Here is a 19,168-nt window from a genome sequence, read left to right on the forward strand (position 1 = left end):
CGAAACCCTCCTTCTGTTGTTGAACAGTTTTTGTCCTGCGATCAGAACTTGTGGGTGATACCGACCTGAACGGCTGTGGTACCATCATCGGTATCGCCATACAGACGGGCGACGTCTTCATCGTCGTAGTCGGTGTAGGCCACGTTACCGTAGATGGCGGTGCGTTTGGACAGGTCATAGGTATAGCCGATGGCATACTTGTAGATGTCCTTGTCGCTGATATGCATACCGCCATTGGCTTCGACTTCCATCCACTGGGCGGAAGCGTTCAGACGGCCCGGGCCAAGCTTCCATTCCAGACCCAGCAACCATTGTTTTTCTGTGATGCTGTCGATATTGATACCATTTTCACCGACAAGATTCTCCCCATTATATTCAGCAGCGACCCATTTGCCGAAGGCACTGGTATTATCATTCCAATTGGAACGTTCACCATTGGCCCAGCCTTTGTCCTTGGTCTGCTGGTAAACCAGTTCAACCTTGGCATCACCGAAGCGGTATGCAGCACCCAGGTTCCAGACGGACGATTTCCTGGAATCGGCCAGACGGCTCCAGTTACCGACCAAGCTTAACGGACCATTGTCGTATCCGAGCATGATGGCATAACCGTCGTTGTCGGCACCAGCAGTTTTCAAGCCTTCATATGTCCACTCGTCTACGTCGCCCATGTAGTCACCCTCAGCACGAATAGATGGATCAGCAGAATCCTTGTCTGTATTGCCGCCTAGAGAATAGCTGGCGCCGAAGTGGAAACCGCTCCAGTTCGGGCTGTCGTAACGGATGGTGTTGTCGATACGCGGGGAACGCTGGTTGCCTTCCAGCATGGCACCGACACCATATTGATAGAACGGATCGAACTTACGGATAGTTTCCGTCGTCAGTTCGTTGACACGACCCAGACGGACAGCACCCCAGCTATCGCCCTTCAGACCGACGTTGGCGGCACCATCCCAGTCTTTGTCGTTTTTGGCTTCGCCGTTATTCAGGTCGAAACGTCTTTCCAATTCGAAAGTCGCTTTCATACCGCCGCCAAGATCTTCCACACCGCGGAAGCCCAGACGGTTGTTGACGTTTTCGCCCATTTCGACATCCTGGCCGGATTTCTTGATGAAACCGGTATCCACGACACCATAGATGGTCACGTTGGATTGTGCGTGAGCCACGCCGGCAGCGGCACCCAAGACTGCCAATGCTATTAGCGTTTTTTTCATTTTATTCTGCCCTTTATATTAAAAAAGTTGAGAATCCCTGCGGGAGTCATTGACAGAATAACGGCCGGTAGGTAGGTAGGTAGGTAGGTAGGTAGGTAGGTAGGTAGGTAGGTAGGTAGGTAGGTAGGTACCTATCGTGTTTGAACTTCCTTCCCGTTTCAACCTTTTTTGTATCTTATACGCAACAAAAAACTGATAATACATGACAGATATGCCACATCCCATAAAAAAACCCCGGTATTTCCGGGGCTTTTTTTTATGATGTCCGACCAACGAATCAGGCAGCGACGGCTTCATCGACGGCTTTCGCCAGTCTCTGCTTCAGTCTGTCATATTCCTCTACCAGATATTTTTCCGCCCATTTCTGATCCTTGATCGGCTCGACACGAACAGCACTGTACTTGTATTCCGGTGTCTTGGAATATGGATCAAGATGTTCGATCGTCAGCTCATTGCAGGCGCCAATCCACCATTGATAAGTCATGTAAATGGCCCCCCGATTGATACGCTCGCTCAGCATGGCACGGGTAATGACTTTTCCACGTCGCCCCTCGACCCAAATGAGCTGCTGATCCCGGATTCCCAGTTCTCTGGCATCAATCGGATTCATCTGTGCAAACCCGGGTTCATCCGCCAGTGTCGCCAGTGCGTGACAATTACCCGTCATCGAACGACAGGAATAATGTCCCACTTCCCGAACCGTGGAAAGAATCAGAGGGAAATCACTATCTACCTGGTCAACAGGAGGTCTCCATTCTGAAGCGATCAACTGGGCCTTTCCATTCGGTGTAGCAAACCGGTTACCCTTGTACATCCACAGGGCACCCGGATCATCTTCTGTCAGACAAGGCCATGGAACATAACCCAGCCCGGCCATCTTGTCATAGGTCGCGCCAAAATACAGTGGACATAGTTGCCGCATTTCATCCCAGATTTCCTGCGTATTATTGTATTTCATCGGGTACCCCATGGCCGTCGCCATCAGGCTGTGAATCTCCCAGTCAGGCTTGACATCACCTTTCGGTTCAACCGCCTTGTAAAAACGCTGGAATCCACGATCGGCAGCCGAATAGACGCCTTCATGCTCGCCCCACGATGTCGCCGGGAAGACGACATCGGCCTCCGCGACCGATTTGGTCATGAAAATGTCTTGTGCAATGAACAATTCAAGCTGGGAATAGGCATGGCGGACTGCTGCAAGATCAGGTTCCGTCTGGAACGGATCCTCTCCGAAAAGATATACCGCCTTGATCTTGCCTTCCTCGATATTGTGACCGACTTCGGTAATGGGAATCCCCTTTTTGGCAGGCAGTTTTTCCACCCCCCACGCTTTCTCGAATTTCGCACGGATTTCAGGATCCTCGACGGACTGGTACCCCGGGAACTGCCCGGGAACCGCTCCCATATCACAGGACCCCTGAACATTGTTCTGTCCGCGGACCGGACCGACGCCGACATTCGGACGCCCCAGATTGCCCGTAATAACAGCGATATTGGACAACCCCATACAGGTTTCGACACCCTGTCCCCACTGGGTGACCCCCATCCCCCACAGAATGGTCGAACAGGGCGAAGCGGCATACATACGAACGGCCTCACGGACGACCTTGGGATCCAGTCCGGTTATTTCAGCTGTATTTTCAGGTGTGTATTTGGATACGGTTTCCCACATCTTGTCGAAACCTTCGGAATAATTCGCGACATATTCCTTGTCATACAGGTTTTCTTCGATCAGAACATGCAGCATGGCATTGACCAGTGCCATGTTGGAACCGTTTTTCAGTTGCAAGTGGATATCGGCAATACGGGCCGACTCGATCACCCGCGGATCGCAGACGATGATTTTGGCGCCTTTCTGCTTGGCTTTCAGGATACGTCGTGCCACAATCGGATGGGAATCGGCAGCATTGTAACCGAAAATCAGAATACATTTCGTATCCTCGATTTCCACAATGGAATTGCTCATGGCACCGCTGCCCAGCGTTTTTTCCAGAGCGGTAACCGAAGGACCATGACAAACCCGCGCGCAACAGTCCACGTTATTGGTACCGACAACAGCGCGAGCGAATTTCTGGGCAATGTAATTGGCTTCATTTCCCGGACCACGTGCGCAGCCGCTGACGAAAATGGAATCGGGACCGTATTTTTCCCTGATTTCCATCAGTCTGGAACTGGCAAACCGGATCGCCTCTTCCCAGGAAACGGCAGTAAACGGCTCACCTCGTTTGTAACGCACAAGCGGCTGGGTCAGACGTGGTGTCAATCGGCGGGTATCATTGAGAAATTCCCAGCCGTAATAGCCCTTCAGGCAAAGTTCGCCCTGATTGGTAAACCCGTTGGCACCTTCGGCCTTGATGATTTTGTTGTTTTCAACCGTAAACTCGATTTTGCAGCCCGAAGCACAATACGGACAGACAACAAGTGCTTTTTTCATAATTCCCCCCGAAATCCCGATTCAATCCGGATTCATTTCGAGTTAACGGAATGCATCCGGTGGCAAATTAAAAGCGGACTTCTCACGTTTCTGGCTGATTTTTTCTTCCAGTTTGCCCATGTCGATGATATGCAGTGCCTTGGTCGGACAAACCTTCGCGCATTGAGGACCTTCCGGAACATCAATGCAGAAATCGCATTTATGGGCGACACGAACGGTCTTGCGAACTGTCAAAGGCCCCAGTTCGGCCTGTCTGACCGGTCTGGTAACAATTTGCATGGCACCGAAAGGACAGGCCAGCACACATGTCTGACAACCGATGCAGCGCTCTTCAATAAGCTGGACGGTATTTTCCCGGTAAACCAGCGCATTGGTCGGACACACATTGACACAAGGTGCATTTTCGCAATGATGGCACTGAACGGGTGCAGACATGGACAATCCCTTGACCACTTTCAGTCTGGGATGAAAGTTTTCTGGCGTCAGATCGTTTTCCGCGCCAGTCGGATGCGCCAGCACACATGCGATCTCACAGGTGCGGCATCCAATACACTTATCGGGTTCTGCAATCACAAACCGGTTCATTCTTCTGTCTCCTGCCTGTCAGGCCATTCTGGATAGATTCATCATAAGAGCAAACGAGCCCGTTGCTGTTTTTCTCCACAAAAAAGAGAACATCCACGACAACAATATAAAGCAATTTTCGGATTTCTGCTGCCCGCTTGCATTCTGCAAAATGGTAATTATATTCTATGCACTCGAATTTCTGTACGGAACCTTTCATATTTGGTGTTAATATTGATATCTTAACCAAAGTGTTCGCACAATAAACGATTCGATACCGATGTGCGCCGAACATAAGCAACCCATATCTGGCAGACTGATGCAATCATGACTACGGAAAACAGTAACGACACAGAGAAAAAAACCTGTCCTATCACAGATATTCTTGAAAACATGCGTGCGCAACTTCACACGGAAGGCCAGCTATCGGCTAGTATCCGGCCTGTTGCCGCCCGTGTTACCCGTATTATCACTGAAGTGACGCTTGGCAGAGGAAACGCCAGCCTCAAGGAACTGGCCGGTGCCGTCTCCGAACTCGAGTCTGTCGCTCCCGAACTGGCCGGCCCCATTGCGGCATCCCTGAAAAAGGACAAGACGGAATGGGAAAACCACATCGCCAGAAACACCTGTTCTGCCGGGACATGTTTTTTGCCGCGATCCGCTCCCTGTCAGGTCGCCTGCCCGGCACATATCGATATTCCAAGCATGATGGCGCATGTGGGCCACGGCGATTTTTCAAAATCGCTGGAAGTGCTGTCAAAAGATACCCCCCTACCGGATTCATGCGGTCTGGTATGTCCCGCTCCTTGCGAATATGAATGTGTCCAGAATACTGTCAGTGGCGAACCGGTTTTCATCCGTCCGATGAAGCACGTTGCAGCACGCTGTGCGGAAATCCGTCCGGAACTGAAGAAAGCGGCCCCGACCGGCAAGAAAATCGCTATTGTCGGTTGCGGTCCCGCCGGTCTAACGGCAGCTTATTACCTCGCCCAGAAAGGACATAGCGTCGAAATTTTCGACGAGCGGGAACATCCGGGGGGTGTGATGCGTTACGGTATTCCGAACTATCGTCTGCCGGATTACAAGCTGTATGCCGAAATCGATGTCATCCGGAATCTCGGCGTCAAAATCCATCTGGGCTATACCGTCCGTCAGGCCAGGGAATTCCAGGATAAAGGTTATGACGCCACTTTGCTGGCAACCGGTATGCAGAATTCGAAACGGCTGGGTGTTCCCGGCGACGATCAGGATTTCGTCATCGGGGGCATGGATTTCCTTTCTGCGGTCCGCTCGGGCAAGAATCCGCGTGTCGGCCCTCATGTTATCGTCATCGGCGGTGGCAATGCCGCGATCGACGTCGCCATGACCGCGTTCCGCCAGGGAGCGACCAAGGTCCAGATGTGGTATCGCCGGAACAGGAAACAGATGCCCGCCAACCCGCATGAAGTGGAACTGGCTCTGGCTGAAGGCGTGGAACTGGTCGAATTCTGGGCTCCGACACGTATTTTCCCGGACAAGCGCATTGAATTTGAACGTTCCCGTTACGCACCGGACGCAAAAACGACTCCTCCCGTCACTGTCCGGGCCGACCAGATTTTTGCCGGTATCGGCCAGGAAGCGGATCTCGGCTGGCTTGATGGAACGAAAATCGAAACGAAATGGGGCAATATCGTTTGCGATCCCGTTACCCTGCAAACCGGAGAACCCGGAATTTTTGCCGGAGGCGATATCGCTCACGGCGCCAGCACAGTGGTTGCCGCAATCGGTTCAGGCAAACGGGCGGCCGAATCCATCCATTCCTGGCTGATGGGAATTCCGGCCGATTTCGAATCGCTGGAACCGAAACGGCGTGACGAAGTGCCTTTTCTTCCGTCCACTCCCCAACAGAGGACATCGTCAGACCGTGCGCATATTGAGGAAAACGACCCGTTGACCCGTCGTGTCTCCCACGATTTCATGCAGAAAGACTGGGACGAAAAAGTTGCTGCCGTGGAAGCGGAACGCTGCCTGCGTTGCGATATCTGTATCGGTTGCGGTCTCTGCGAACTGGCCTGTATGGAAGTCGGAGCCGAAGCCCTCAAAATGGTGGAAACAAAGGGGGGACGTATGGTGTTCAAGGATTTCACGACACCGGCCGAAAAATGTATCGGCTGCGGGGCCTGTACTTCTGTCTGTCCGACCGGTGCGATCATTGTCGAAGACCGTGATGGATTCCGCATTACGGAAATCACGGGGACGATCGTACGCAAGCAGCCGTTGCAGGTCTGTTCCTGCTGTGGTGAAACGTTCTCCGCCTCGGCAAGACAATATCACAAGACGCGCGATACACTGGGCAAAAAGGTACTTGAAGAAATGTTATGTCCGGCGTGTGCCCGAATCCAGTCGGCAAAATCCATGAAAGAAATGCAATGGATGGCACAGCTCTTCTGATCGGCTGAAACGCTTGCGTTATCAGGTGGTATGACGGTCCAACAGCCAGTCGACCACCTGATTTTCCTTATTCAGATCAAGCCATGTTACAGATCGTGGCAAATTGTCCGGTTTTTCCCTGTCCGATGCGACGGCTTCAATGTAATCATCGCCCGGATACATGGGCTTTTTCCCCAGCGCCGGCCTGAAAATCTCGATTCTTGGAATAGCGACCTTGCTAAACCCTTCCACCAGTGTCAAATCGGCCGGCTTCATACGGCATACCAACTCATTCAGTGTGGGCTCGCTTTCGTTTCTCAATTCGTGTGCCAGCATGTAGCGATAGGGAGAAGTCAACATGACCTCTGCCGCTCCCGCCTGCCTCAACCTCGCACTGTCTTTTCGCGGTGGTTCCAGTTCCACGTCATGATGACTGCTTTTGATCACATTGACCCGCAATCCCATCAGGGACAGCAAAGGCAATATTTTTTCCAGCAAAGTGGTCTTTCCGCTGCCGGACCAGCCACATACACCCACCAACGGATACCTCGGTCTGTAATGTTCCATAAACTCTCATCTTTCAAAATTTTCATCTGTTCCGAACAACGCGGCATTATTTTGAAACGTCCAGATATTGCCAGTCAGACAGCAAAATCGGATGCTTCTTGAATCCCATCACCCAGGGCCGGACAAGCCAGTTCCGTGTACGGGACACATGGACTGACCATGCCGTATCGGCTTCCATCTGACGGTTCATTTGCACATAGAGACGATTCCGTTTTTCTCCCGGCGGCAGCTGTATAGCCTGCCGGTACAATGCATCAAAGGCTTTCGAGCGATAACAACCGTAATTGCCTTGCCCCGCATTCGGCCCATAAAGCAATTGCATGAAATTTTCCCCCTCAGGATAATCGGCATGCCATGCACCGCCCCACATCATCAGGCGACAGCCTGCGGCATCTTTCAAATTGTCGGCGAAATTGCCGACTTCAAACATGACTTTGACACCTATCCTGTCCAGCCCTCTTTTCCAGATTTCTGAAACCACCCGGGAACTGGCATTGGCTTCCGTCCTGATTTTCAACACAAGCGGCGAGCCATCCGGCATCGTCCGGTAACCATCCTGTTGCCGCCGATACCCGAAATGATCCAGCAAACGGGAAGCCAGTTCCGGTTCATAGGCAATACTGCTTCTGTAAGCCGGATCGTGACCAGCCACACCGGGAGGAATGATCATTTGCGCCTTGCTCGCCTGACCGTTTCTCAACAGCTCGATCTCAGCCTGTGTGTTGTACGACATGGCAATCGCTCTCCGCAAGGCGATTTTTTCCCTGCTGTATCCTCCCGTTACAGGATCTTGCATATTGAAAAGTGTGTAAGTCACCTCGGGTTCGACCATGGAATACTGCTTTATGCCCTGATCGGTGAATTCCGGTTTCAACTTTCCATGATCCAGTGCGACAGGAGCAGCCAATTGCGGCAGTTTGTCAAAATCGATTTTGCCCTCCTGAAACGAAAGCCAGCGCGACTGTTCTTCTTCAATGACGGAAATTTCCACCCGACCGATTTGAGGCATTTTCTTGCCTTTCATGTCACGCACCAGTTGATCGTCCCAGGGATCGCCACTCGGCTCAAAATTCCATACAAACCCCCGATAATACGGATTGGCTTCAAGGACAATCCGGCTTCGCGGAACATAATCCCTCAACATGTAGGGTCCTGTTCCGACAGGATGTACCGCATTCCGGTCTCCATATGTTTCGACAGCTTCCCTCGACACGGCGGCTAACGCACCATATGCCAGCAAATAAGGAAAATTGGAATCCGGAACATTCAGTTTGATCCGCAAGGTATAACGATCCAGTGCCTGCAATCCGAAAACCGTCTCATCATAATCGAACCGGCCTGTTTTCCTGGCTTTTTCAACCTGTCTGTCCAACCCGGCAATTTTTCCTCTTATGAAACCCGCGGAAGGAGAACGGTTTGCCGGGTCCGCCAGTCGCTTGATGGAATAGACATAATCATTTGCCGTCAGCTCCCGTTTCCGGTTTCCGAAAACGGGATCGGGAGCGAAAAAAATATTTTTTTTCAGACGGAACGTATAGGTTTTGCCATCCGGACTGATTTCCGGCATTGCCTCGACCGTATTGGGAACGAGTCTGGCAGGACGCGCAAGATAGTCATATGTCAACAGCGTCTCGAATATGGCGTCAGCAACCCAGCCGGAATAATAATTCTGCGTACGCACCATATCGAATCCGTCATCGGCGGCTTCGAAAACACTGTGAATCACCTTGTTCGGATCGGCCGGAAATGAGTTCCCCGCCACAAACAGGCAAAACACTGGCAACAATAAAATCATTGCCAGTTTTTTAAGGACTGGCCCTCCTGTTTTTTCCGGTATTCGTTTTCGCATGAGTCTGATCTGTCCATTCCTGCCGATCGAAAATCGCAACACTTCACTGTTTTTGTCCGAACACGATGAATTTATCTGCTCATTTATTTTAGGCATTATAATTTCATGTTTATGCCATTTTTCAAAAAACGTTGATGAAGGTCTTCCGCGGATTCTCGTACAATTCTCCACACGATCCCTGTGCATTGGCGATCGGCAATTTCGACGGTGTGCACAAAGGGCATATGGTACTACTTGCCAGATTGCGCGAAGCCGCTGACCGGCTTCACCTGCCTGCGAACGTACTGACTTTCAACCCTCATCCACGGCAATACTTCGCGCTGAAAACCGGAACAATGGCTGACGCTCCCGCAACCATTACACCATTGCGCGAAAAAATACAGGCCCTGTCCCGCTGCCATATCGATCAGGTAATGATCGCCAGATTCAATAACACGACTGCCGACCTTTCCTCTGAAGAATTCATCGAAAAGATTCTCGTAAAAGCCCTGAACGTCAAATGGCTTATTATTGGTGAAAATTTCCGGTTCGGCAAAGGACGCACCGGAACAACAGACGAGTTGAAAAAAGCCGGAGAACGATACGGTTTCCATGTCGAGGTTCTGCCTGCGGTTAAAGATGAAAACGGACGCATTTCTTCCTCATGTATCCGGAAGGCACTTGAAGAGAGTGATTTTGAAACCGTCGCCACGCTCCTCGGCAAACCTTACGCCATTTCCGGACATGTCGTACATGGTGACAAAATCGGCCGGAATCTCGGATTTCCGACTGCCAATGTACCCATCCGGCATTACAATCCCATTCTGTCGGGTGTATTCATTACACGTGTTCACGGTTTGTCAGAAAACCCTCTTCCTTCGGTATCGATGATCGGGGTAAGACCGACCATCGAAAGCAACCGGCACATGATGCTGGAGACGCATATCCTCGATTTTGACCGCAGTTGCTACGGTTCGCTCATACAAGTCGAATTTTTGAAAAAATTGCGGGATAATCAAAAGTTTCCCGATCTGGAAACTTTGACGGCAGCTATCCAGAACGATGTCAATATCGCCAGATCGTATTTTACAAAACATAAAACACCCGTTAAAAATTGACTGAAAGACGGGCAGAAACGGTAAAATCTGTCGTCTGATCCGTTGCAACCCAAGTTAAGTGTGATAAAAATGTCTAATAAACCATCTGACCAGTCCGGTAAAAAACAGCAGGACAAAAACAAACTGGGCAAGGAATATCCGGTCAACATGCCCGATACACCATTTCCCATGAGAGGTAATCTTGCCAAACGGGAACCCGAATGGATCAAGGAATGGCAGGACAAAAAGATTTATCACCGAATCCGGAAAGCTGCCGCAGGACGTCCCCAGTTCATCCTGCACGATGGGCCTCCCTATGCCAACGGCGACATTCATATCGGTCATGCCGTCAATAAAATTCTGAAAGACATCGTCGTCAAGTCGCGCGGCCTCGCGGGTTTTGATGCCCCTTATGTTCCCGGCTGGGATTGCCACGGTATGCCGATTGAAATCCAGATTGAAAAAATGTACGGCAAGAATCTTTCGGCAACGGAAGTGCAGGCAAAAGCCCGTGCTTATGCCCGGGAACAGGTGGAACGCCAGAAAAAGGATTTTGTCCGGCTTGGCGTATTGGGTGACTGGGACAATCCGTATCTGACCATGAATCATCACAATGAGGCCAATGAAATCCGTGCGCTGGCCCGTTTGCTGGAAAAAGGTTATGTCTTTCGGGGACTCAAGCCCGTCAACTGGTGCTTTGATTGCGGTTCGGCTCTGGCCGAAGCGGAAGTGGAATACCAGGACAGGCGTGATCCTGAAATCGATGTCGGCTTCCCTTTTGCCGAGCCGGAAAAAGTCGCCGCGGCATTCGGGCTGGGAAACCTTCCATTACCTCAGGGTTATGCCGTTATCTGGACGACCACGCCCTGGACTATCCCGGCCAACCAGGCATTGAATGTACATCCCGAATTCGACTATGCGTTAGTCGAAACGGAAAAAGGCCTTCTGATCGTCGCGGAAGAACGTGCGAAACTGCCGTCTTCCGAAACAGGCAAAACACTGCTGCAAAAACGTTACGGTCTGAATGTATGGAAAATACTGGCCTCGACAAAAGGCGCCAAACTGGAAGGGATCCGTTTCAGGCATCCGTTGTATGATGCCCACGAAGGTTATCGGCGCCTGTCTCCGGTTTATGCGGAAGAATACGTCACACTGGACACAGGAACCGGCATCGTCCATTCGGCACCGGCTTACGGGGTAGACGATTTTCTGTCCTGCAAATCGCACGGCATGAAAGATGATGAAATCCTGAATCCGGTTATGGGCAACGGGCATTATGTCTCCACCCTGCCTCTTTTCGGCGGCATGATGATCTGGGACGCATCCAGACTGATTTGCAATACCATGCAGGAAGCCGGAACGCTTTTCAACCTTGATATGATGACACACAGCTATATGCACTGCTGGCGTCACAAAACTCCGATCGTCTACCGCGCCACATCGCAATGGTTTGCCGGAATGGACATCAAGCCGAATGATACGGATATGACATTGCGGGAAACGGCCCTTATGGGGGTTGACCGGACAACATTTTATCCGGACTGGGGAAAAGCCCGGTTGCAGGGAATGATCGCCAACCGCCCTGACTGGACACTGTCGCGTCAGCGTCAATGGGGCGTTCCCATGGCCTTTTTCGTCCATCGTGAAACCGGTGAGCTGCACCCGAGAACCCTCGAACTGCTGGAAGAAATCGCCAAACGGGTCGAAAAGGAAGGAATTGAAGCCTGGCAGACACTGGATCCGAAAGAACTGCTGGGAGACGACGCCGGGTTGTACGAAAAAAACCGTGACACGCTGGACGTCTGGTTCGATTCAGGGGCGACACACCTGACCGTGTTGCGCGGTTCCCATGCCCGTGAATTGCGTTTTCCCGCCGATTTGTACCTGGAAGGTTCCGACCAGCACCGGGGATGGTTCCATTCTTCCCTGCTGACGTCATCCATGCTGGATGGATGCCCTCCGTATAAAATGCTGCTGACACACGGCTTCGTGGTCGATGGTGAAGGCAAGAAAATGTCGAAATCCATGGGAAACGTCATTTCCCCACAAAAAGTGTTCGATACACTGGGTGCGGATATCCTGCGACTCTGGGTGGCATCAACCGATTATTCCGGGGAATTGTCCATTTCCGACGAAATCCTGAAACGTGTCACGGAATCATATCGCCGCATCCGCAATACCCTGCGTTTCCTGCTATCGAATACGGCGGACTTCGATCCCGAAAAAGACGCCATCGCCATCGACGAATTGCTGGAAGTCGATCGTTACGCCATTGCCTCCATGAAATCGCTTCAGACCGACATCATGGCGCATTATGACAAATTCGAGTTCCATCCGGTCGTTGCCAAATTGCAAACATATTGTTCAGAAGAACTGGGCAGTCTCTATCTCGATATCCTGAAAGACAGACTTTACACTTCCGGTACCGTTTCCAAAGCCCGGAGATCGGCCCAGACAGCCTTGTGGCATATTACACATGCCCTGTTGCGCCTGATGGCTCCGATCCTGTCGTTCACATCCGAAGAAGCCTGGAAAGCATTCGCATCCGGCAAAGAATATGAAGACAGTGGGGAAACCCTTTTCACGCTGACGGCCTATCGCCTGCCGGAAATCAGTGATGAAAAAGCACTGCTCGACAAATACGGCAAACTGAAGGCGATTCGTGCAGATGTCATGAAACAGCTGGAAGAAGTCCGCATAGCAGGCCGGATCGGTTCATCCCTGCAGGCTGAAATCGAGATAAAAGCTTCCGGAGAAAAATACCGGTTGTTAAAGAGTCTGGATGACGACCTGAAATTTTTGATGATCACATCCCGTGCGGATGTGATCGAAGTGTCGGATCCGGCTTCGGAGACGATTACCGTCAAACCGTCACAATATCAGAAATGCGAGCGTTGCTGGCATTATCGCAGCGATGTGGGAGCGGATCCGAAGCATCCGCTGATTTGTGCCCGCTGTGCAGCCAATCTGTTCGGCAACGGCGAAAAACGCGAATTCGTATAATTTGACTTTCTTTCACGCCACCGGTGTGTCCATCACAGCCGGTGGCTTTTGCAAATATAAATATGGCAACCAGAAATCTCTACTATAAAAACAAAACCGGTATACTGCCGTGGCTAGGTCTTGCCATCCTGATCGTTGTCCTTGATCAACTCAGCAAAGTCTGGATATCCTGTACCTTAAATTATGGACAAACCATCAAACTGACTCCTTTTTTCAACCTGATGCTTGTCTACAACAAGGGAGCCGCTTTCAGTTTCCTGGCTTCCCAGGCCGGGTGGCAACGATATTTTTTCACGGTAATCAGTATTGCCGCCATCATATTCATCATCTATTTGCTGAAACGGCACGCCCAGCAAAAATTGTTCTGTCTGTCCCTTGCCCTGATTCTGGGGGGAGCCATCGGCAATCTGATTGACCGTTCACTGTATGGTCATGTCATCGATTTTCTGGACATGCACGCTTTCGGATGGCACTGGCCGACATTCAATATCGCGGATTGCGGCATTACAATCGGTGCCGTGCTGTTTATTATGGATGAACTGAAACGCGTCAGAAAAAACTGATCCGTGTTTCGGCATTGTTTCACGATTCTGGAGAAAGTATGGATTTGTCCGGCAAAAGAATTTTACTGGGATTGACAGGCGGTATCGCCTGTTACAAATCGGCTGAATTTGCGCGTGCCATGATCCGCGAGGGAGCGTCCGTTCAGGTCGTCATGACAGAAAGCGCACAGAAATTTATCACACCCGTCACCATGCAGGCACTGACCGGGCATACCGTCTTCACCGATTCCTGGGATGACCGTCTTGAAAACAACATGCCGCATATCGATCTGACACGTCAGGCCGATCTTGTCGTCATCGCTCCCTGCTCTGCCAATTTCATGAGCAAGCTGGCCAATGGACTGTGTGACGACCTGTTATCCACTCTGTGTCTGGCCAGACCGTCAACCATTCCTTTTCTGATTGCCCCGGCGATGAACGCCGAAATGTGGAAAAAACCGGCGACCCGACGAAATGTAAACCAGCTCAGAGAAGACGGAACGCTGATCATGGGACCAGCTTCAGGATATCAGGCCTGCGGCGAAATCGGGGATGGCCGCATGCTGGAACCGGCCCAGCTGCTGGAAGAAGTCATTGCCGCATTGCAACCCAAATGGCTGGCAAACCGGCGTGTGCTGATAACTGCCGGCCCGACATTTGAACCGATCGACCCCGTCCGCGGCATCACAAACCGCTCCTCAGGCAAAATGGGCTATGCCATCGCCCGTGCGGCACGTGAGGCCGGTGCCTCCGTAACACTGATTTCAGGTCCGACCGCTCTTGATACGCCTTATGGCGTAAAACGTATCGATGTTATGACGGCTATCCAGATGCGCGATGCCGTCATGTCGCACATCAGCAAACAGGATGTTTTCATTTCCGTGGCAGCCGTTGCCGACTGGAGAGTCGCCAATAAGAGTGAACAGAAAATCAAGAAAAACGGCAATGGTCATTCACCGACACTTGAGTTTGCTGAAAATCCGGATATTCTTGCCTCAATCGCCGCGCTGCCCGATCCTCCTTACTGCGTCGGATTCGCCGCGGAATCCGAAAAGCTGAAACAGCATGCCGAAGAAAAACGCAAGAAGAAAAACATTCCTTTGCTGGTCGGAAATATCGGCCATGAAACCTTCGGAAAGGATGAGAACACCCTGATTCTGTTCGATGAAACCGGCAGCCTTGAATTACCGCACGGAAGCAAGCAGATTCTGGCACGCCAGCTGATCGAACAAATCTCAAAACGGCTATAGCGACAAGAAGTATCCATGAAGACGATCGACATCAAAATACTGGACCCGCGTATGAAGGAATATCTTCCCTCATACGCGACAAGTGGCAGCGCCGGACTGGACCTGCGCGCATGTATTGCGGAACCGGTCGCGCTGGCACCCGGCGAAACACAACTGGTTCCGACCGGCCTGGCCATTCATATTGCCGATCCGGGATATGCCGCTCTCATTCTGCCCCGCAGTGGTCTCGGACACAAGCATGGCATTGTACTGGGCAATCTGGTTGGCCTGATCGATTCGGATTATCAGGGCCAATTGATGATTTCGACCTGGAACAGGGGAACCGAACCGTTCACGTTCAATCCGATGGAAAGACTGGCCCAACTGGTTATTGTCCCGGTTCTGCAGGTCGAATTCAATATCGTCGATGAATTCGAAACAAGCTCACGAGGAACCGGCGGTTTCGGCAGTACTGGAAAAATCTGATTTGAGGTAACAAAAGCATGATAAAACGTTTGCTATTGGTAAAACATTCCATTCTGAACAGCAGAATATTGCCACGACTTGCATGTGTATGCTGTGCCGTACTCGTTTCTGCCTGTGCAACGGATACAGGATGGCTCGACAACGAGGAAACAGTGCTTGAAACGGCAGGCCCCGCCAAACTCAAACAAGTTGTCGCCATGCAGGACCGGCTTGACAGGGTCGGTGGCAAACTGTTGATCAACAATGCTCCGTTGTGCAGAAAACAACTCCGCAATCTTCTGGGTTTCAGCGTAGCGAACAAATACACCTATTCGCCATCCCTGGCGGCACTGGCTTCGGAAATGTACGGTCTGGACGACAGGCTTCAGGTGATGAATGTCATTCCCGACAGTGGTGCAGAACGTGCCGGACTGCAACGCGGCGACATATTGCTGCGTATCGACAACAAACCGGTTCCCCAGGGCATACACGCCGAACGCGATACAGTAGAGATGCTCTCATCGCTTGTTTCCAAGAAAAAATCTCTCAACCTGACCGTTTTGCGCAACAAGGTTCCCAGAAAAATGACCGTATCTCTTACACCCGCCTGCGGATTCCGCATTGAACTGGGACAGACCGGCAATGTCAATGCCTATTCCGATGGCAACCGTATTCTGGTAACCCAGGGCATGATGTTATTTGCAAAATCGGATGAAGATCTGGCTTATATCCTGTCCAAGGAAATGGCACACAATGTACTGGGACATACCAAAACCCTGCAAAACACGCATGCCGCGACATCACTGATCGACAATCTCATGCTTACCCCTCCGCGTCAGGCAACCTCTACCGGTCTGAAACCCATGCCGAAAAAATTCGATATTGACGCGGACACACTGAGTCTGGCCATGTCTTTGAGAGGAGGCTATGGAATTGATAACGCCACCCGCTTCTGGAAAAGGCTTGCCTACCGCTTTCCGGCGACAAACGCCATGAACTACACAGCCTTGCATCCGGCCACATCAGCCCGTCTCGAGGCAATGCCAAACGCGATCACACGCATCAAGGCTATCGACAAACGGAGAAAAGCGCTGGCCACGCCGAAGTGATATCTCGCGACACGACACAAATAACCGGAAAATCCGTATTCAGATCCGGATATTCCGTCTTATACAGAAAAACGATGACACAAGGAACCCGAAATTAATACATCACTGATTTTCACGCTGCTTGCCGTTGTCTGTATCGGCAGCATCAGCATTACGCTGGCAGCGGTATTGTCCTTTTCCGTTCTGGCCAGAATGATCGAGCTGATGATCAGCCTGTCAGTCGGCATGATGCTCTCGACTTCTCTCTTGCATGCCCTGCCTGAAGCATTCGAAATGCATGTGCAGCCGAACCGGCTTTTTCTGACCTTGCTGATCGGACTGCTGGCTTTTTTCCTGCTCGAAAAGTTTTCCATTCTCCGTCATTCACATCATCATGAAGGAGACGGGCATCATCATGAAAAAGGTTTCGACAAACATGAAGCCGGATCGGCAGGCTGGATGATCCTCGTCGGACACGGATTTCACAGCATCACGGACGGCATTCTTATTTCCGCCGCTTTCCTGGCCAACCCTTACCTTGGCCTGATAACCAGTCTGGCGATTCTGGCACATGAAATCCCCCAGCAAGTCGGAGATTTCATCGTCATGCTAAATGCAGGATTTACCCGCAAACGGGCCTTTTTTTACAGCCTGAGCAATACCGCAACTGCCATGACCGGGGCTCTGATCGGTTACCATACTCTGGGACGGGCACAGGAATTGATCCCGTATGTTCTGACGCTGGCATCAGCCGGCTTCATTTATATTGCCCTAAGCGATCTGATACCCCAAATGCAGCGCCGCAGTACGATTCGCGAGACCATCCCCCAGATCGCTCTTGTCGCGCTGGGAATCGCCGTCATTTTCACCATTACTCACGGCCTCCATCATTCGCACTGATTCTCTGCCCGGCCACAACGCTAGCGTTCCGTCAACAGCAATTTGATGGCAAGTCCCACAAACACGGTCCCGGCAAGCCGGTTGATCCAGCGCTGGGCATTGGCCGACCGGCTCAACCATTCGCCCAGTGAACCGGCGGCCAGGGCAATGGCACCAAATACCAGAATGGCCGAAAGGATAAAAACGAAACCCAGCACCAGCATCTGAATTGCCAGTGATCCTCTCGCCGGATCGGCGAACTGGGGCAAAAATGCCAGAAAAAAGATACTGACTTTCGGATTGGTGATATTCATAAAAATACCACGACGATACAACTGGCCGCTTCCGAGAGCGGAGATTCCGTTTCCGTCAATGGATGCCGCTCCGCTTCTGAAGGCTCCCCATGCCAGATAGAGCAGATAAGTGGCTCCTGCCGCTTTCAACAGGGTAAACGCCAACTCCGATGTCTTGAAAATAACAGCCACCCCCAAAGCAACGGCGGATGTATGGAACATCAACCCCGTACACAATCCCAGAACAACCAGCAGTCCGGCCTTTTTCCCCTGCAAGGCCGACTGGGTCAGAACAAATATATTGTCCGGCCCCGGAACGATGGCAAGAACAAGACAGGCCAGAAAATAAGTCCCCAGAATATCGATTGGAATCATTTGAAACAGAAATACCAGACCAAAACGGACAGAATACCTGAAGAAAAACGCCATTTGAATCGGTTTTCCGTATTTTTCCGACGATTTTTTCATGGAAAAACATCGGCGATACCAGCGAAACATCTGATCCAATTGACGTCAAATTATTGATACGTCTATAATTTCACTCTTTCCGTCCGTTCCGGAAAAATAACAGAAGGCTGTGTCCGCTTTTTAATTCAGGCGGAACCACCCGTTTGAACGTGTAAAACACAATACAGGAATTTACTATGAAAACCTTTTCCGCAAAGGACAGCGAAGTCCAGCGTGACTGGTTTGTGATTGACGCAACCGACAAGGTTCTCGGACGTGTCGCCAGCGAAGTGGCACGCCGTCTGCGTGGCAAACACAAACCGGAATTCACCCCTCATGTCGATACCGGCGATTACATCATCGTCGTCAACGCCAGCAAACTGCGCGTTACCGGCAACAAGATGACTGACAAGAAATACTATCGCCACAGCGGTTTCCCTGGTGGTATCTACGAAACGACCTTTGAAAAAATGCAGCAGCGTTTTCCGGGTCGGGCACTTGAAAAAGCCGTCAAAGGCATGCTCCCGAAGGGTCCTTTGGGCTATGCCATGATCAAAAAGCTGAAAGTGTATGCGGATGCAACCCATCCTCACAGCGCCCAGCAGCCCAAGCCACTTGAAATCTAAGGAGCAGACATGATCGGTAACTACAATTACGGAACCGGCCGTCGCAAAAGTGCTGTGGCTCGTGTTTTTCTTAAAGCAGGCTCAGGAAAAATCACCGTTAACGGCAAACCGGCTAACGAATATTTCTCTCGCGAAACCGGCCTGATGGTCATTCGCCAGCCACTTGAACTGACCGACAATGTCGAGCGTTTCGATATCATGGTCAACGTATCCGGCGGTGGTGAATCCGGCCAGGCAGGTGCTGTCCGTCACGGGATCACCCGTGCATTGATCGACTACGACATCGGCCTGAAACCGGCACTGTCCAAAGCCGGCTTCGTCACCCGTGATGCACGCGAAGTTGAACGCAAGAAAGTCGGTCTGCGCAAGGCACGCCGCGCAAAACAGTTCTCCAAACGTTAATTTGTCCCGTACGGTATCCTCCGATATCGTACAAGGTTTTTTCAGAGTCGTCTGGCTTGCGTCAGACGACTTTTTTTCTGGCTG

Annotated in this window: 17 protein-coding genes; 10 read left to right on the forward strand and 7 right to left on the reverse strand. The window is 51.3% G+C overall.

The features are described from left to right. Window positions 1-41 precede the first annotated feature (41 nt). From NB647_RS09800 to NB647_RS09810, 3 genes are all read right to left on the reverse strand, one after another. Window positions 42-1,211, reverse strand: a complete 1,170-nt coding sequence (locus tag NB647_RS09800; protein ID WP_269283349.1) for a porin — start codon at window positions 1,209-1,211, stop codon at window positions 42-44. A 277-nt stretch (window positions 1,212-1,488) separates the two neighbouring features. Next, window positions 1,489-3,645 (reverse strand): formate dehydrogenase subunit alpha, encoded by a 2,157-nt coding sequence (gene fdhF / locus NB647_RS09805; protein ID WP_269264413.1) that lies wholly within the window; start codon window positions 3,643-3,645, stop codon window positions 1,489-1,491. Between the two features lie 42 nt (window positions 3,646-3,687). After that, window positions 3,688-4,230 (reverse strand): 4Fe-4S dicluster domain-containing protein, encoded by a 543-nt coding sequence (locus NB647_RS09810; RefSeq protein WP_269264414.1) that lies wholly within the window; start codon window positions 4,228-4,230, stop codon window positions 3,688-3,690. A 372-nt stretch (window positions 4,231-4,602) separates the two neighbouring features. On the opposite strand from NB647_RS09810, the gene NB647_RS09815 reads away from it, so the two are divergent. Beyond that, window positions 4,603-6,639 carry an FAD-dependent oxidoreductase gene (locus tag NB647_RS09815; RefSeq protein WP_269283352.1) on the forward strand — a complete coding sequence of 679 codons (2,037 nt, stop codon included), beginning with the start codon at window positions 4,603-4,605 and terminating at the stop codon, window positions 6,637-6,639. 21 nt (window positions 6,640-6,660) lie between these two features. On the opposite strand, the gene mobB is transcribed toward NB647_RS09815, so the two are convergent. Together mobB and NB647_RS09825 are read right to left on the reverse strand one after the other, a co-directional pair. Further along, complete coding sequence (gene mobB, locus NB647_RS09820; RefSeq protein ID WP_269283354.1) at window positions 6,661-7,185, reverse strand: molybdopterin-guanine dinucleotide biosynthesis protein B; 525 nt, start codon at window positions 7,183-7,185, stop codon at window positions 6,661-6,663. Window positions 7,186-7,231: 46 nt separating this feature from the next. Then, a complete protein-coding gene (locus tag NB647_RS09825) occupies window positions 7,232-9,130 on the reverse strand; it encodes an ABC transporter substrate-binding protein (RefSeq protein WP_269283355.1) in 1,899 nt (632 codons plus the stop codon). 38 nt (window positions 9,131-9,168) lie between these two features. Here NB647_RS09825 and NB647_RS09830 point away from each other — a divergent pair, with 38 nt between their 5' ends. From NB647_RS09830 to NB647_RS09855, 6 genes are all read left to right on the forward strand, one after another. Further along, on the forward strand, window positions 9,169-10,131 hold the full coding sequence (locus NB647_RS09830) for a bifunctional riboflavin kinase/FAD synthetase (RefSeq protein ID WP_269283357.1): 963 nt from the start codon (window positions 9,169-9,171) through the stop codon (window positions 10,129-10,131). Window positions 10,132-10,200: 69 nt separating this feature from the next. Further along, window positions 10,201-13,113: an isoleucine--tRNA ligase gene (gene ileS, locus NB647_RS09835; RefSeq protein WP_269283359.1), complete on the forward strand. Its 2,913-nt coding sequence runs from the start codon at window positions 10,201-10,203 to the stop codon at window positions 13,111-13,113. Window positions 13,114-13,175: 62 nt separating this feature from the next. Then, on the forward strand, window positions 13,176-13,676 hold the full coding sequence (gene lspA / locus NB647_RS09840; protein ID WP_269283360.1) for a signal peptidase II: 501 nt from the start codon (window positions 13,176-13,178) through the stop codon (window positions 13,674-13,676). 38 nt (window positions 13,677-13,714) lie between these two features. Beyond that, window positions 13,715-14,905 carry a bifunctional phosphopantothenoylcysteine decarboxylase/phosphopantothenate--cysteine ligase CoaBC gene (gene coaBC, locus NB647_RS09845; protein ID WP_269283362.1) on the forward strand — a complete coding sequence of 397 codons (1,191 nt, stop codon included), beginning with the start codon at window positions 13,715-13,717 and terminating at the stop codon, window positions 14,903-14,905. A 15-nt stretch (window positions 14,906-14,920) separates the two neighbouring features. Then, window positions 14,921-15,370, forward strand: coding sequence for a dUTP diphosphatase (gene dut / locus NB647_RS09850; protein WP_269283363.1), 450 nt, complete (start codon window positions 14,921-14,923; stop codon window positions 15,368-15,370). Window positions 15,371-15,387: 17 nt separating this feature from the next. Continuing rightward, complete coding sequence (locus tag NB647_RS09855; RefSeq protein WP_269283364.1) at window positions 15,388-16,458, forward strand: M48 family metallopeptidase; 1,071 nt, start codon at window positions 15,388-15,390, stop codon at window positions 16,456-16,458. 59 nt (window positions 16,459-16,517) lie between these two features. On the opposite strand, the gene NB647_RS09860 is transcribed toward NB647_RS09855, so the two are convergent. Beyond that, entirely contained in the window at window positions 16,518-16,685 is a 168-nt protein-coding gene (locus NB647_RS09860) for a hypothetical protein (protein ID WP_269284826.1), read from the reverse strand. Here NB647_RS09860 and NB647_RS09865 point away from each other — a divergent pair. After that, window positions 16,663-17,337 (forward strand): ZIP family metal transporter, encoded by a 675-nt coding sequence (locus NB647_RS09865; RefSeq protein ID WP_332880077.1) that lies wholly within the window; start codon window positions 16,663-16,665, stop codon window positions 17,335-17,337. The genes NB647_RS09860 and NB647_RS09865 overlap by 23 nt on opposite strands. A 20-nt stretch (window positions 17,338-17,357) precedes the next feature. Here the strand turns inward: NB647_RS09865 and NB647_RS09870 are convergent, their stop codons facing one another. After that, window positions 17,358-17,984: a LysE family translocator gene (locus NB647_RS09870; RefSeq protein ID WP_269284810.1), complete on the reverse strand. Its 627-nt coding sequence runs from the start codon at window positions 17,982-17,984 to the stop codon at window positions 17,358-17,360. 269 nt (window positions 17,985-18,253) lie between these two features. On the opposite strand from NB647_RS09870, the gene rplM reads away from it, so the two are divergent. Together rplM and rpsI are read left to right on the forward strand one after the other, a co-directional pair. Then, a complete protein-coding gene (gene rplM / locus NB647_RS09875) occupies window positions 18,254-18,682 on the forward strand; it encodes a 50S ribosomal protein L13 (RefSeq protein WP_269264426.1) in 429 nt (142 codons plus the stop codon). Between the two features lie 9 nt (window positions 18,683-18,691). Beyond that, on the forward strand, window positions 18,692-19,084 hold the full coding sequence (gene rpsI, locus NB647_RS09880) for a 30S ribosomal protein S9 (RefSeq protein ID WP_005878921.1): 393 nt from the start codon (window positions 18,692-18,694) through the stop codon (window positions 19,082-19,084). The last annotated feature ends 84 nt before the right edge of the window (window positions 19,085-19,168 follow it).

It is taken from the genome of Oxalobacter aliiformigenes, from assembly GCF_027116575.1.
Lineage (GTDB): Bacteria > Pseudomonadota > Gammaproteobacteria > Burkholderiales > Burkholderiaceae_D > Oxalobacter > Oxalobacter aliiformigenes.

Bases quoted from the DNA above. Each gene is read 5' to 3' on its own strand.
- rplM (WP_269264426.1), top strand. From the start codon at position 18,254: ATGAAAACCTTTTCCGCAAAGGACAGCGAAGTCCAGCGTGACTGGTTT.
- NB647_RS09870 (WP_269284810.1), bottom strand. From the start codon at position 17,984: ATGATTCCAATCGATATTCTGGGGACTTATTTTCTGGCCTGTCTTGTT.
- NB647_RS09855 (WP_269283364.1), top strand. From the start codon at position 15,388: ATGATAAAACGTTTGCTATTGGTAAAACATTCCATTCTGAACAGCAGA.
- NB647_RS09830 (WP_269283357.1), top strand. From the start codon at position 9,169: ATGAAGGTCTTCCGCGGATTCTCGTACAATTCTCCACACGATCCCTGT.
- dut (WP_269283363.1), top strand. From the start codon at position 14,921: ATGAAGACGATCGACATCAAAATACTGGACCCGCGTATGAAGGAATAT.
- NB647_RS09800 (WP_269283349.1), bottom strand. From the start codon at position 1,211: ATGAAAAAAACGCTAATAGCATTGGCAGTCTTGGGTGCCGCTGCCGGC.
- NB647_RS09860 (WP_269284826.1), bottom strand. From the start codon at position 16,685: ATGCCGACTGACAGGCTGATCATCAGCTCGATCATTCTGGCCAGAACG.
- NB647_RS09825 (WP_269283355.1), bottom strand. From the start codon at position 9,130: ATGCCTAAAATAAATGAGCAGATAAATTCATCGTGTTCGGACAAAAAC.
- lspA (WP_269283360.1), top strand. From the start codon at position 13,176: ATGGCAACCAGAAATCTCTACTATAAAAACAAAACCGGTATACTGCCG.
- mobB (WP_269283354.1), bottom strand. From the start codon at position 7,185: ATGGAACATTACAGACCGAGGTATCCGTTGGTGGGTGTATGTGGCTGG.
- rpsI (WP_005878921.1), top strand. From the start codon at position 18,692: ATGATCGGTAACTACAATTACGGAACCGGCCGTCGCAAAAGTGCTGTG.
- NB647_RS09810 (WP_269264414.1), bottom strand. From the start codon at position 4,230: ATGAACCGGTTTGTGATTGCAGAACCCGATAAGTGTATTGGATGCCGC.
- fdhF (WP_269264413.1), bottom strand. From the start codon at position 3,645: ATGAAAAAAGCACTTGTTGTCTGTCCGTATTGTGCTTCGGGCTGCAAA.
- NB647_RS09815 (WP_269283352.1), top strand. From the start codon at position 4,603: ATGCGTGCGCAACTTCACACGGAAGGCCAGCTATCGGCTAGTATCCGG.
- ileS (WP_269283359.1), top strand. From the start codon at position 10,201: ATGTCTAATAAACCATCTGACCAGTCCGGTAAAAAACAGCAGGACAAA.
- NB647_RS09865 (WP_332880077.1), top strand. From the start codon at position 16,663: ATGATCAGCCTGTCAGTCGGCATGATGCTCTCGACTTCTCTCTTGCAT.
- coaBC (WP_269283362.1), top strand. From the start codon at position 13,715: ATGGATTTGTCCGGCAAAAGAATTTTACTGGGATTGACAGGCGGTATC.